General features: G+C 73.1%; 15 protein-coding genes. 5 read left to right on the forward strand and 10 right to left on the reverse strand.

Going from position 1 to position 11,742, the window contains the following annotated elements; genetic code table 11:
* Positions 1-281: 281 nt before the first annotated feature.
* Positions 282-1,274 carry an L-glyceraldehyde 3-phosphate reductase gene (gene mgrA, locus ACJ9NR_RS02760; RefSeq protein ID WP_412489977.1) on the reverse strand — a complete coding sequence of 331 codons (993 nt, stop codon included), beginning with the start codon at positions 1,272-1,274 and terminating at the stop codon, positions 282-284.
* A gap of 136 nt (positions 1,275-1,410) precedes the next feature.
* On the opposite strand from mgrA, the gene ACJ9NR_RS02765 reads away from it, so the two are divergent.
* A complete protein-coding gene (locus ACJ9NR_RS02765; RefSeq protein WP_412489976.1) occupies positions 1,411-2,304 on the forward strand; it encodes a LysR family transcriptional regulator in 894 nt (297 codons plus the stop codon).
* A gap of 17 nt (positions 2,305-2,321) precedes the next feature.
* On the forward strand, positions 2,322-2,837 hold the full coding sequence (locus tag ACJ9NR_RS02770) for a mycothiol transferase (protein ID WP_412490527.1): 516 nt from the start codon (positions 2,322-2,324) through the stop codon (positions 2,835-2,837).
* On the opposite strand, the gene ACJ9NR_RS02775 is transcribed toward ACJ9NR_RS02770, so the two are convergent.
* On the reverse strand, positions 2,819-3,889 hold the full coding sequence (locus ACJ9NR_RS02775; protein WP_412489975.1) for an adenosine deaminase: 1,071 nt from the start codon (positions 3,887-3,889) through the stop codon (positions 2,819-2,821). The genes ACJ9NR_RS02770 and ACJ9NR_RS02775 overlap by 19 nt on opposite strands.
* A gap of 94 nt (positions 3,890-3,983) precedes the next feature.
* The gene (locus ACJ9NR_RS02780) at positions 3,984-4,385 is read right to left on the reverse strand and encodes a VOC family protein (RefSeq protein WP_412489974.1); all 402 of its coding nucleotides are present in this window, start codon (positions 4,383-4,385) and stop codon (positions 3,984-3,986) included.
* A gap of 173 nt (positions 4,386-4,558) precedes the next feature.
* On the opposite strand from ACJ9NR_RS02780, the gene ACJ9NR_RS02785 reads away from it, so the two are divergent.
* Positions 4,559-5,017 (forward strand): pyridoxamine 5'-phosphate oxidase family protein, encoded by a 459-nt coding sequence (locus ACJ9NR_RS02785; RefSeq protein ID WP_412489973.1) that lies wholly within the window; start codon positions 4,559-4,561, stop codon positions 5,015-5,017.
* A gap of 43 nt (positions 5,018-5,060) precedes the next feature.
* On the opposite strand, the gene ACJ9NR_RS02790 is transcribed toward ACJ9NR_RS02785, so the two are convergent.
* Complete coding sequence (locus ACJ9NR_RS02790) at positions 5,061-5,669, reverse strand: alcohol dehydrogenase catalytic domain-containing protein (protein WP_412489972.1); 609 nt, start codon at positions 5,667-5,669, stop codon at positions 5,061-5,063.
* A 151-nt stretch (positions 5,670-5,820) separates the two neighbouring features.
* Between ACJ9NR_RS02790 and ACJ9NR_RS02795 the strand changes: the two genes are divergently transcribed.
* Complete coding sequence (locus ACJ9NR_RS02795) at positions 5,821-6,627, forward strand: MBL fold metallo-hydrolase (protein ID WP_412489971.1); 807 nt, start codon at positions 5,821-5,823, stop codon at positions 6,625-6,627.
* Between the two features lie 21 nt (positions 6,628-6,648).
* Here the strand turns inward: ACJ9NR_RS02795 and ACJ9NR_RS02800 are convergent, their stop codons facing one another.
* From ACJ9NR_RS02800 to ACJ9NR_RS02820, 5 genes are all read right to left on the reverse strand, one after another.
* Positions 6,649-7,557 (reverse strand): aldo/keto reductase, encoded by a 909-nt coding sequence (locus tag ACJ9NR_RS02800; RefSeq protein WP_412489970.1) that lies wholly within the window; start codon positions 7,555-7,557, stop codon positions 6,649-6,651.
* Positions 7,558-8,140: 583 nt separating this feature from the next.
* Positions 8,141-8,806: an SRPBCC family protein gene (locus ACJ9NR_RS02805; protein ID WP_412489969.1), complete on the reverse strand. Its 666-nt coding sequence runs from the start codon at positions 8,804-8,806 to the stop codon at positions 8,141-8,143.
* Positions 8,803-9,165 (reverse strand): ArsR/SmtB family transcription factor, encoded by a 363-nt coding sequence (locus ACJ9NR_RS02810; protein WP_412489968.1) that lies wholly within the window; start codon positions 9,163-9,165, stop codon positions 8,803-8,805. Before ACJ9NR_RS02810 ends, ACJ9NR_RS02805 begins: the two co-directional genes overlap by 4 nt.
* 103 nt (positions 9,166-9,268) lie before the next feature.
* The gene (locus tag ACJ9NR_RS02815) at positions 9,269-10,465 is read right to left on the reverse strand and encodes an RNA polymerase sigma factor (protein ID WP_412489967.1); all 1,197 of its coding nucleotides are present in this window, start codon (positions 10,463-10,465) and stop codon (positions 9,269-9,271) included.
* Entirely contained in the window at positions 10,465-10,815 is a 351-nt protein-coding gene (locus ACJ9NR_RS02820) for a YciI family protein (RefSeq protein ID WP_412489966.1), read from the reverse strand. Before ACJ9NR_RS02820 ends, ACJ9NR_RS02815 begins: the two co-directional genes overlap by 1 nt.
* A gap of 259 nt (positions 10,816-11,074) precedes the next feature.
* On the opposite strand from ACJ9NR_RS02820, the gene ACJ9NR_RS02825 reads away from it, so the two are divergent.
* On the forward strand, positions 11,075-11,413 hold the full coding sequence (locus ACJ9NR_RS02825) for a nuclear transport factor 2 family protein (protein ID WP_412489965.1): 339 nt from the start codon (positions 11,075-11,077) through the stop codon (positions 11,411-11,413).
* 88 nt (positions 11,414-11,501) lie between these two features.
* Here ACJ9NR_RS02825 and ACJ9NR_RS02830 read toward each other — a convergent pair whose 3' ends face one another.
* Positions 11,502-11,669 carry a DUF8839 family protein gene (locus ACJ9NR_RS02830; RefSeq protein ID WP_412489964.1) on the reverse strand — a complete coding sequence of 56 codons (168 nt, stop codon included), beginning with the start codon at positions 11,667-11,669 and terminating at the stop codon, positions 11,502-11,504.
* Positions 11,670-11,742: the final 73 nt, after the last annotated feature.

Genomic DNA, 11,742 nt, shown 5'->3' on the forward strand with positions numbered 1-11,742 from the left:
ACACGCCAGGCGCCGACCCGATCACAGCCCGTGCGAAGGCCCGGTCATGGCAGGCGCCGGTCAGGACACGGCCCGTGCGAAGGCCCGGTCACGGCCCGCGCCGGCATCCGCTCGCGTCCGCGCCGATACCGGGTCGCGGTCCGTGCCAAGGCCGGTCACCGCACGAGGCGGCACCCGGTCCGGGAGCCCGGTCCCGGCAACCGGTCCGGAAGCCGGGGCCAGGCAGCCGTCCGGGGTCCAGACCCGGGCAGCCGGACCGGAAGCCGGGACCGGGCAGCCGGTCAGGGCCTGAGGATCGCGTCGATGCGGGTCAGTTCCTCGGGGGCGAAGTCCAGGTTGCGGGTGGCCGCGACGCTGTCCTCGATCTGCTGCGGGCTGCTCGCACCGACCAGCGCGGAGGTCACCCGGCCGCCGCGCAGTACCCAGGCCAGGGCCAGCTGGGCCAGGGTCTGGCCGCGGCCCTTGGCGATCGCGTCCAGGGAGCGCAGCCGGCCCACCAGTTCCTCGGTGACCGCGTCCGAGCTCAGGAACGGGCTGTCGCTCGCCGCCCGCGAGTCCTCCGGGATGCCGTCGAGGTAACGGGCGGTGAGCAGGCCCTGCTCCAGCGGGGAGAAGACGATGGAGCCGACCTGGAGCTCGTCCAGGGCGTCCAGCAGGCCCTCGTCCTCGGGGCGGCGGTCGAGCATCGAGTAGCGCGGCTGGTGGATCAGCAGCGGGGTGCCCAGCTCGCCGAGGATGCGAGCCGCCTCGCGGGTCTGCTCCGCCGAGTAGTTGGAGATGCCGGCGTAGAGCGCCTTGCCCTGCTGGACCGCCGAGTGCAGGGCACCCATCGTCTCCTCCAGCGGAGTCTCCGGGTCCGGGCGGTGCGAGTAGAAGATGTCGACGTAGTCCAGACCCATCCGCTTCAGGCTCTGGTCCAGCGAGGACAGCAGGTACTTGCGCGAGCCGAACTCGCCGTAGGGGCCGGGCCACATCAGGTAGCCGGCCTTGGTGGAGATGATCAGCTCGTCGCGATGGGCGGTGAAGTCCGCCCTGAGCGCCTCACCGAGGGCGGACTCGGCGGCGCCGGGCGGCGGGCCGTAGTTGTTGGCGAGGTCGAAGTGGGTGACGCCGAGGTCGAAGGCCCGGCGCAGGATGGCCCGCTGGGTCCCGGCCGGGCGGTCGGGCCCGAAGTTGTGCCAGAGACCGAGCGAGATCGCGGGGAGCTTCAGTCCGCTGCGTCCGGTGCGCCGGTAGGGCATGTCCGCATAACGGTCGGGGTGGGCGGTGTACAACGCGACTCCAGAGGGGGTTGGCACATGAGGTCCGGTTTCCGGGAACTGCGGGAAGTCGCCACCCACTCTGTCGCGACCCGCGACCAGTGGTCCAACAGGAGAATGCGATGGAACTCAGCGGTTAGGCTTCTCAATCATGGAACTCCGCCATCTCCAGCACTTCGTCGCGGTCGCCGAGGACCAGCACTTCACCCGGGCAGCGGAACGGCTGATGGTGTCCCAGTCGGGCCTGTCGGCCTCGATCCGGGCGCTGGAGCGGGAGTTGCAGACTCCCTTGTTCGTGCGCACGACCCGCCGGGTCACGCTCACCGAGGCCGGGCGGGCACTGCTGGGCGAGGCGGAGCGGATCCTGGCGCAGGTGCGGTCGGCGCACGAGGCGGTCGCCGCCGTGCAGGGCGTGCTGCGCGGCACGCTCTCGCTGGGGACCGAGCAGTGCATCGCGGGAGTGCACGTCGCCGGGCTGCTCGCCGCGTTCCGGCGGTGCCACCCGGACGTGGAGATCCGGCTGCGGCAGGCGGGCTCGGGCGTGCTGGCGGAGGAGGTCGCGGCCGGGCGCCTGGACCTGGCCTTCGCCTACCGCACCCAGGCCGACACCGACCAGCTGCGCTCGGTGTCCCTGACCGGCGAGCCGATGACCGTGCTGTGCCATCCCACCCACCACCTGGCCACCGGCGGCGCGGCGGTCACGCCGGACGATCTCGGCCCTGAGGTGTTCGTCGACTTCCACCCCGACTGGGGGCCCCGCCGCACCACCGACGCCGCCTTCACCGCGGCCGGCGTGCGGCGCACCGTCGCGCTGGAGGTCAACGACGTGCACAGCCTGCTGGACCTGGTGGACGAGAACCTCGGCATCGCCGTCGTGCCGCGGCACTTCCGGCACAAGCGCGAGGCGCTCACCGCCCTGCCCGTGAAGGGCACCGGCGAGACGGTCTACGAGACCGTGGCACTGCTGCCGCCGCAGCAGGCGACCAGTCCGGCGGCCCGGGCGCTGATGGCCCTTCTGGAACAGGGGACGCACGAGGAGCCGTGATGCGCGATGGTGGAGGCATGCATGCCAAGGACATCCTCATCGACGCGTACAACCGCATCCGGGAAGAAGTCCACGCCACCGTCGAGGGACTCGACCCGGACGTGCTCGGCGCCCGGCCCTCCCACGACGCCAACTCCATCGCCTGGCTGGTCTGGCACCTCACCCGCGTCCAGGACGACCACATCGCCGACGCCTTCGGGCTCGACCAGGTCTGGCAGACGCAGGACTGGCACAAGCGCTTCGGCCTCGACCTGCCGCCCAGGGACACCGGCTACGGGCACAGCTCCACCCAGGTCGCCAAGGTGCGGGTCGACTCCGGCGACCTGCTGACCGGTTACTACGACGCCGTCCACGAGCAGACCCTCGGCGCCCTGCGCGGCCTGGCCGCCGCGGATCTGGAGCGGGTCGTCGACGAACGCTGGGATCCGCCGGTCACCCTGGGCGTACGGCTGACCAGCGTCCTGTCCGACGATCTCCAGCACGTCGGGCAGGCCGCCTACGTACGCGGGCTGGTTCAGAGCACGCCCTCGTAGCCCGGCAGGACGACGTCCTCCAGGAGGGCCCTGCGCTCGTCGAACGGGATGAACGCGCTCTTGACGGCGTTCACCGTGACGGTGCGCAGGTCCTCCGCCGACCAGCCGGCCTGCTCCACCAGCAGGGACATCTCGCGGGTCATCGTCGTGCCCGACACCAGACGGTTGTCGGTGTTGAGGGTGACCCGGAAGCCGAGGTCCTTCAGCTCCGTGATCGGGTGCCCGGCGATCGAGGTCGCCGCGCCCGTCTGGAGGTTGGAGGTCGGGCACATCTCCAGGGCGACACGGCGGTCGCGGACCCAGGCCGCGAGCCGGCCGAGCTTGCCGTCGACGATGTCCTCGGTGATGCGGACACCGTGGCCGATGCGCTGGGCGCCGCACACCTGCAGGGCCTGGTGGATGCTGGGCAGGCCGTACGCCTCGCCGGCGTGGACGGTGAACGGCACGCTCTCGGCGCGCAGGTGCCGGAAGGCGTCGAGGTGGTCGGCGGCCGGGAAGCCGTCCTCGGCGCCCGCGATGTCGAAGCCGACGACTCCGGCGTCACGGAACGCGACGGCAAGCTCGGCGGTCTCCCGGGTGCGGTCGAACATCCGCATGCCGCACAGCAGGGTTCCGACGCGGACCGGCGTGCCCGCGGCCGCCGCCTTCGCCATGCCCGCCGCGAGCCCCTCCTGTACGGTCTCGACGACCTCGGGCAGGGTCAGGCCCCCCTTGAGCATCAGCTCCGGTGCGTAGCGCACCTCGCCGTACACCACGCCGTCCGCGGCCAGGTCGAGCACATACTCCTCGGCGGTGCGCAGCAGGCCCTCCCGGGTCTGCATCACGGCGAGGGTGTGCTCGAAGGTGCCTATGTAGCGCACCAGGTCGCCGGAGTCGGCGGCCTCGACGTACCAGGCGGCCAGCTCCTCCGGGTCGGTCGTGGGCAGGCTGTGACCGACGTCCGCCGCGAGCTCCACCAGGGTCGCGGGGCGCAGGCCGCCGTCGAGGTGGTCGTGCAGGACGGCCTTGGGGAGGCGGCGGATCACATCGGCGTCTACGCGCGTAGCAGTCATGGTGGGTCTTTCGTCGAGCGGGGTGGTCCGAAGCGGCGGGAGGAGCCCGGTCGACCGGTCGGCGCGACGGGCGAACGGGCCGGCGGGCCGGCGGTCAGCCGGCGGGCTGGAGCAGGTCCCAGCGGTTGCCGTACAGGTCCTGGAAGACGGCGACCGAGCCGTAGGGCTCGTGGCGCGGTTCCTCCAGGAAGGTCACGCCCGCGGCGAGCATACGGGCGTGGTCGCGGGCGAAGTCGTCGGTGTGCAGGAAGAACCCGACGCGCCCGCCGGTCTGGTCCCCGACCCTGGCCCGCTGCTCGTCGCCCTTGGCCCGGGCGAGCAGCAGTGACGTGCTCCGGTCGTCCGTGCCCTGGCCGCCGGGCGTGACGACGACCCAGCGGGAGCCGTCGGGGCGCGGCGTGTCCTCGGCCAGCCGGAAGCCGAGGGCTCCGGTGTAGAAGCCGATCGCCTCGTCGTAGTCGTCGACGACGAGGGTGACCAGGGCGACGTGTCTCATCGGGGCCTTCCGGGAGGAGCGGTCGACGGGAGAGGTTATACGTAAAACCCCCGGGGCGCCAGTCGTCGCCGGACGGGCGGGAACCGTCGGCCGGGGCCTAGGACCCGCGCAGGAGCCGGAGTCGGACCCGCGGCCGACGCGCGGCTCCGCCCCGGCCGGATAGCGTCCCGGACATGAAGATCGACACGCCGCCGCGCGAGCCGCGCCGGCGCAGGCAGGACGTCCTGCGCCGGCTGGAGGGGGAGACTGACATCTGGGTCGCCTCGGCGGACTCCGGCGGGCTGCCGTGCCTGGTCCCGCTCTGGTTCGTGTGGCACGGGGAGTCCGTGTGGCTGGCCACCCGTACGACGAACCCGACCGGCCGCAATCTCCGCGACGGAGGCCGGGCCCGGCTCGCGCTCGGGGACACCCGGGACGTCGTGCTCATCGACGGTGACGTCGAGACCTGGGCCGCGCCCGACGCACCGGCCGCGGCCGCCGAGGCGTTCCTCGCCAAGACGGGCTGGGACCCGCGGCGCGACAGCGCGTCGTACGCCTTCTTCCGGGTGCGCCCGCGCGCGGTGCAGGCCTGGCACGAGCAGCACGAGCTGTCCGGACGGCACCTCATGAGGGACGGTGCCTGGCTGACGTGAGGCGGCCGCCCCTGTCGTGGAGGCGGCCGCCCGCGCGGGTCCGTCAGCGGCTGGTGAGAACCATCCGGAAGCGGGCGGCTCCGGAGAGCATCTTCCGGTCGGCGGCGTCGGCCTGGTCCAGGGGCACCGTCTCCGCCATGGGACGGATGCCGTGCAGAGCGCTGAAGGCCATGGTGTACTGCACGTCCTGCACGTCCTGCGCCGTCCCGAACGGTTGGCCGCGCAGGACCCGGCCGCTCATCAGCAGCTGGTCGGGGTTGATCCCCAGTGGCTGGGTGTCGGCGCCGATGTCGTAGGCCCATCCGGGCACCTTCAGGCCGGCGCAGACGATGAAGTCGCCCTGCCGGCGCTGCGTGCAGTGGCCGCAGCTGCCGCCGAACCAGCCCACGGCCACCCGGTCGCCCACCTGCCAGCCCATGTCGACCGCGCCCTCGCCGAGTTCCGCGATGCGCCCGGCGTTCTCATGGCCGGGCACGAGCGGGAAGCGGACCCCCGGCACCAGGGCGTTCACGAAGAGGGCGTCGCTGTGGCAGATCCCGCAGGCCTCCACGGCGATCCGCACATGACGCGGACCAGGCCGGGGTACTTCACGCTCGGTGATATGGAAGGTTTCGCCCGCGCCGGCGACCTGGGCGACGCGATAGGTGCTCATCTGCGTTCTCCCGGAAAGACGGCGGGATGCTCCTCGGCCGGCAGACGAGTTCCCCGGCCGCCGCGCGCGCCGAAAGACGGACCCGGCGGACCGGCGGACCGCTCGGCCGACGTACGGTTTCCTTCCGGTCCAACTCACCTGGGGTGCGGTCATGAGCGACACGATCAGTCCTGAACGCCGGCCGTGTGCCGTCTCGGTGCTCGGAGGGCCCACCGCGGTCCTCGACATCGGCGGGCTCCGGCTGGTGTGCGATCCGACGTTCGACGACGCCGGGAACCACGGCTACCTGACGAAGACCGCCGCTCCCGCGGCGAGGGAGGCGGACGTCGGGGACGTCGACGCCGTGCTGGTCAGCCATGATCTGCACCCCGACAACCTGGACACCCGGGGCCGGGTGTTCGCCCTGAAGGCTCCACTGCTGCTCACCGGACCCGTCACGGCGGGGCGGCTGGGCGGACCGGCGCGCGGGCTCGCGGCGTGGGAGACCGCCCGCCTCGACCGTCCGGGCGGCGGGGTCGTGGAGGTGTGCGCCGTGCCGGCCCAGCACGGTCCCGACGACGGGGACCGCGACCAGGACGGTCACGTGAACTGCGAGGTGACCGGGTTCGTGCTGACCGGCGACGGCCTGCCGACCGTCTACGTCAGCGGCGACAACGCCTCCGTCGGCATCGTCGCCGAGATCTCCCGCCGGATGCCGCGGATCGACGTCGCCGTCCTGTTCGTGGGAGCGGCCCGGGTGCCGGCCAAGGAACGCGGGCGTCCGCTGACCCTGACCGCGCAGCGGGCGAGCGCCGCCGCCTCCGTGCTGCGCGCGCCGATCGTGGTCCCGGCCCACTGCGACGGCTGGGCGCACTTCAGCGAGGACCTGGGCGACGTCCGCCGTGCCTTCGACGAGGCCGGGCTCTCCCCGTGCCTGCGCACCGCGGACAACGGCGAGTGGATCGACCTGCCCTTCTGACCGTCGGCGTGTGAGGGCACCTCAGCCCGCCGCCCCGCGCGCTCCGTCCAGTCGGCGCAGCTCCTCGTCCGTCAGCCGCAGGGCGCCCGCCGCGACGTTCTCGGCGAGGTGGTCGGGGTTGCCGGTGCCGGGGATGGCGAGGACGTGCGGGCCCTGGTGGAGGGTCCACGCGATGCGGACCTGGGTGGGGCTCGCGTCATGGGCGCGGGCGACCGCGCGCACCGCCTCGTCGTCGCCGCCGGTGGCGGCGGCCCGCGGCCCCCGCGCGCCGGCGACGGCGTAGAACGGGACGAAGGCGATGCCCTGTTCGCCGCAGACGCGCAGGAGTTCCTCGGTGGCGGGGTCGCGGGAGTCCAGGCCGTAACGGTTCTCCACGGACACCACCGGGGCGATCGCCCGCGCCTCGGCGAGGTGGCGGGGCTCGACGTCGGAGAGGCCGAGGTACCGGACCAGGCCGGCCTCGCGCAGCTCGGCCAGGGCGCCGAAGTGCTCGGCGACGGACTCCTGGCGCATGCGGCGCAGATACACCAGGTCCAGGTGGTCACGGCCGAGCTGGCGCAGGTTCTCCTCGACGTGCCCGCGCAGCTGGTCGGGCCGGGCCGAAGTGCCCCAGTCGCCGTGGTAGTCGCGGTAGGGGCCGACCTTGGTGGCGATGAGGAGGTCGTCCGGGTACGGGGCCAGGGCGCTGTTGATGAGTTCGTTGGCGGACCGGGTCTGCGAGAAGTAGAAGGCGGCGGTGTCGATGTGGTTGACGCCGAGCTCGATCGCTCTGTGCAGCACGGCGATCGAGCGCTCGCGGTCGCCGGGGGTGCCGAGGTGGAAGGCGGCGCTGCCCGTCAGCCGCATCGCTCCGAAGCCGACGCGGTTGACGGTGAGGTCGCCGAGTCCCCAGGTGCCCGCGGCGTCCGCGGTGATCGTTTCGGTGGTCATCGGCGGAGTCTCGCACACGTGCGGTCCTCGGCCGACCACGCGGCGCACGGACGGCTGCCGGGGTTCAGGCTGTTCACGGCTGCGGCCGGACCGCCGACGCCGTGACGTTCCACGGCCGGGAAGCCGCCCGTGCCACGGACGGCCGGGAAGCCCGGCGTGCCACGGACGGGCGGCAAGTCGGGCGTGCCACGCGCGGTCGGCGAGTCGGACTTCCCGCATGCGACCGGCCGACGGAACCGCCGTGTCCCGTCGGCGAGTCGCCCGTCCGGGTCGAGGCCGCGGTCGCAGCCTCGACCGCGCCACCGGGTGGCAGCAGTCGTCCGGTGCCGGCACGGCGGGGTCGGCCGCTGCCGGAACGGCGGCTTCGGCCTCGACCCCGGCCTCGGCCGGGGACCGGCGACCGCGGCGGCGAGCACCGCGGCCGGGGCGGAGCACGGCCGCACCCGGCGAGGGGTACGGCCGCGGTGGGGGGTGTGGAGCCTCACTCAACCGTGTTGGTCTGTACCAGTCAAGGGTGTAGACCAGTCAATCACCGCTCCCCGCTCCGGAACGCACACAAGTGCCGCCCGGGCGGGAGCCGTTGTCAGCCGGCGTCGCCCTGGCCGGGGTCCGCGCACTCGCCCGGCGCCGTGTACGCGGCGGTGGTGCGGGCGGCGGACTCGCGCGCCGTCTTCTCGTCCTCACCGCCGGCGATGTTGGCGGCGCACCAGGCCTCGCTGCTGTCCGTCATGAACCGGCGGCCCTCGTCCGAGCCCATCCAGGCCGTGAACTCCTCCGGGTCCACGGTGGCGCCGCCACTGCCGAGGTGCAGGGACAGGCCCCTGACCATCAGGTCCCACCCGACCCCGACCGCGCCGGGTCCGAACTCCGCCCACTTGGTGTCGTCGACGTGGGCGATGTGCTCCAGCTCGAAGCGCGTGCCCGCCCCGTCCGCGGTCAGGCTGAGCTCGATCCAGCTGACCTCTCCGCCGTACTCCCAGGTCGCGGCGAAGCCGTGGGGCGGCTCGCACCGCTCGACCAGGCCACCGGCGTTGCCCTGAAGCTGGTAGCGCCCGCCCAGCCGCAGCTCCCCCGACACCGGCAGCAGCCAGCGCGGGATGCGCTCGGGGTTGGTGCAGGCGTCCCACACGTCCTCGAGCGGGGCGTCGTAGGACCGGCTCACGGTCACCACGCGCGCCTCGCCCGCCTCGAAGGCGCGCCTGCCGACCTGGCGGCGTACGTCGTTGATGTCATGGGTCACGTCCGTCACGGGGTCCTCCTCGGGGGGTCGTCGGCGCCGCCGAGCCGGCGTGCGCGCCGGCCGCGGGCCAGCTCGGTGGCCAGGGCGTCCAGATGCGGGCTCCAGAAGCGGCGGAAGCGGTCGAGCCAGGCGTCTATGTCCCGCAACGGGCCGGCGTCGACCGCGTAGAGCCGCCGGGTTCCTTCGGGGCGCACGGTCGCGAACCCGTTCTCCCGGAGCACCTTGAGGTGCTGCGACACCCCGGGCTGCGAGATCCCGAACTCCTCCCCTATGACGTCGCAGACCGCGCCGGAGGTCATCTCCCCGTCGGCCAGCAGCTCCAGGATCCGTCGCCGCACCGGATCACCGAGCACATCGAAGGCGTGCATGCGCTCAATGTATCAGCCATCCCTTATATAAGCAGCGCTCGATATTCGGGGCGGTCGGCACCCGGGAGGCCGGCGCCCCTCCCCCGGTCTCCGCCTCTCCGTGTCACCGCCGGAGCAGCTCCCGCCTCCGGCGTTCCAGGTAACCGCGCTCCGCCGCGCTGTCGCTGTGCGCGATGGCCTCCTCGTAGGCCCCTACCGCCTCGGTACCGCGCCCCAGGCGGCGCAGCAGGTCGGCGCGGACGGCGTGGAAGACGTGGTAGCCGTCGAGGTCGAGCGCGTCGACGAGGTCCAGGGCCGCGCGGGGACCCTCCGTCTCGGCCACGGCGACCGCCCGGTTCAGCGCCACGACCGGACTCGGCGCGAGGGCCATGAGCTGGTCGTACAGCTGCCGGATCTGGCCCCAGTCGGTGGCGGCCGCGGTGCGCGCGTCGCTGTGCACGGCCTGGATGGCGGCCTGGATCTGGTACGGGCCGGGGCGGTTGCGGCGCAGGCAGCGGCGGACCAGCGCCCGGCCCTCGGCGACGAGCTCGCCGTTCCAGCGGGCGCGGTCCTGCTCGGGCAGCGGCACCAGCGCCCCGTTCTCGTCCCGGCGAGCGTCCCTGCGCGAGTCGACGAGCAGCAGGAGCGCGAGCAGACCGACGGCCTCGGGCTCGTCCGGCATCAGATCGGTCAGCAGGCGGCCGAGCCGTACGGCTTCGGCGCTCAGCTCGGGCGTGCCCGCGTACCCCTGGTTGAAGATCAGGTAGACGACCGCCAGGACACCCCTCAGCCGGTCCGGGAGATCGGCGTCGCGGGGCACGCGGTAGGGGATCCGGGCGTCGCGGATCTTCGCCTTGGCGCGGACCAGGCGCTGGGCCATCGTCGGCTCGGGCACCAGGAACGCGCGGGCGATCTGCGGGGTGGTGAGCCCGCCGATCAGACGCAGGGTGAGGGCGACCTGTGCCTGGGGCGCGAGCGCGGGGTGGCAGCAGGTGAAGATCAGGCGGAGCCGGTCGTCGCGCACGGGGCCCTCCTCGGCCGGTGCGTCGGGGCTGTGCAGCAGGGCGGCCTCGGCGTGGCGGGCCTCGCGGGCGGCATCCCGGCGCAGCCGGTCGATCGCGCGGTTGCGTGCGGTGGTGATGATCCAGCCGGCCGGGCTCGGCGGGACACCGGTCTCCGGCCACTTGTGCAGGGCCGTGGCGAAGGCGTCCTGCACCGCTTCCTCGGCGAGGTCGATGTCGCCGAGGAAGCGGACGAGGACCGAGACCGCGCGCCCGTACTCCGCGCGGAAGACGGCCTCGACGTCGGGGGCGCCTGGCATCAGTGCTGGTCCGTGAAGGGCCGCACCTCGATCGGCAGAGTGGTGGCGCGAACCGCCTTCCTGCCCCACTCCAGCGCCGCGTCCAGATCGGGGGCCTCGATCAGGCAGATCCCGCCCAGGTACTCCTTGCCCTCGGCGTAGGGCCCGTCGGTGATCAGCACGTCGCTTCCCGAGGGGCGCAGCATGGTGGCCGTCTCCGGGCCGTGCAGCCCGCCGGCGAACACCCAGGCCCCGGCGTCGCGCAGCTCCTGGTTGAACGCCTCCACGTTGCGCATGATCTCGCCGAGCTCGGCCTCCGACGGCGGCTGCCCGCCGGCCGGCTGGACCACGCTGAGCAGGTAGTGCGTCATGGCATCCTCCACGGTGTCAAGGTGTCCGGCTGTTGTCTCACCTCCTACACGAACGGCGCCCGTCCGGATCGACACCGCGCACGGCGGCACGGGGAGAACTTCTCCGACGGCGCAGGGAGAATCCCTTCCACGACCACCGCGCCGCACCTGCGGCCCGGGGCGACCGGGACGGTCGGGGAGCCGAGCGGACCCGATGCGAGCGCCGCCCCGCGCGGCCTACGGTGGCGGGGCAGGCCGGCCGTCCCCGTGAGGAGCCCGAATGACCGACAGCCCGACCGAGGTCGTCGAAGCGGCGTTCCGGCACTACCGGTCACAGGACCGTGCGGCGGCCCTCCCGCTCTACGCCGACGACTTCACCTTCACCAGCCCGCAGGACGACCACATCGACAAGGCGGCCTTCTTCGAGCGGTGTTTCCCGACCGCCGACCGGTTCGGGGAGCAGCGGATGCTGCACGTCGTGCCGGCCGACGAGGAGCTCGTACTCGTCCACTACGAGTACGAGCTCACGACCGGCGACCGGCACCGCAACGTCGAGGCGATCACCGTCCGGGACGGTCTCATCCACGAGGTGCAGGTCTTCTTCGGCGGCAAGGTGTGATGCCGTGGGGACGCCGGACGGGGTGCCGCCGCACCCGCGTGTCCGCGTCCCGCCAGTCGTCCGCGTTTCCGTCAGTCGTCCGCGTCCGTCAGTCGTCCTCTCGCGTGGGGACCACCACGAGGAACGCGTCCGACTTGAGGTCCATGACGACGGTCGCGGACTGTCCCTCGGCGCGGCGCTTCGCGGCGTACTCCTCCGCCGGCCACGACCCGCGGGGAGATCCGGCGGGGAACCGCTCCAACACCTTCGCGCCCATAGCGGCCGACACCTCCAGTTGTGTGTTCCTCGTGCTCCACTCGGCTGCCTTCCCACGGTTCGGCTGCCCGCGA

Origin of the sequence: Streptomyces sediminimaris (assembly GCF_047049295.1) — a bacterium.
Lineage (GTDB): Bacteria > Actinomycetota > Actinomycetes > Streptomycetales > Streptomycetaceae > Streptomyces > Streptomyces sediminimaris.

Coding starts and splice junctions, on each gene's coding strand:
- ACJ9NR_RS02770 (WP_412490527.1), top strand. CDS start 2,322: ATGCATGCCAAGGACATCCTCATCGACGCGTACAACCGCATCCGGGAA.
- ACJ9NR_RS02815 (WP_412489967.1), bottom strand. CDS start 10,465: ATGCCAGGCGCCCCCGACGTCGAGGCCGTCTTCCGCGCGGAGTACGGG.
- ACJ9NR_RS02820 (WP_412489966.1), bottom strand. CDS start 10,815: ATGACGCACTACCTGCTCAGCGTGGTCCAGCCGGCCGGCGGGCAGCCG.
- ACJ9NR_RS02780 (WP_412489974.1), bottom strand. CDS start 4,385: ATGAGACACGTCGCCCTGGTCACCCTCGTCGTCGACGACTACGACGAG.
- ACJ9NR_RS02830 (WP_412489964.1), bottom strand. CDS start 11,669: ATGGGCGCGAAGGTGTTGGAGCGGTTCCCCGCCGGATCTCCCCGCGGG.
- ACJ9NR_RS02825 (WP_412489965.1), top strand. CDS start 11,075: ATGACCGACAGCCCGACCGAGGTCGTCGAAGCGGCGTTCCGGCACTAC.
- ACJ9NR_RS02765 (WP_412489976.1), top strand. CDS start 1,411: ATGGAACTCCGCCATCTCCAGCACTTCGTCGCGGTCGCCGAGGACCAG.
- ACJ9NR_RS02790 (WP_412489972.1), bottom strand. CDS start 5,669: ATGAGCACCTATCGCGTCGCCCAGGTCGCCGGCGCGGGCGAAACCTTC.
- ACJ9NR_RS02810 (WP_412489968.1), bottom strand. CDS start 9,165: ATGCACGCCTTCGATGTGCTCGGTGATCCGGTGCGGCGACGGATCCTG.
- ACJ9NR_RS02785 (WP_412489973.1), top strand. CDS start 4,559: ATGAAGATCGACACGCCGCCGCGCGAGCCGCGCCGGCGCAGGCAGGAC.
- ACJ9NR_RS02795 (WP_412489971.1), top strand. CDS start 5,821: ATGAGCGACACGATCAGTCCTGAACGCCGGCCGTGTGCCGTCTCGGTG.
- ACJ9NR_RS02775 (WP_412489975.1), bottom strand. CDS start 3,889: ATGACTGCTACGCGCGTAGACGCCGATGTGATCCGCCGCCTCCCCAAG.
- ACJ9NR_RS02800 (WP_412489970.1), bottom strand. CDS start 7,557: ATGACCACCGAAACGATCACCGCGGACGCCGCGGGCACCTGGGGACTC.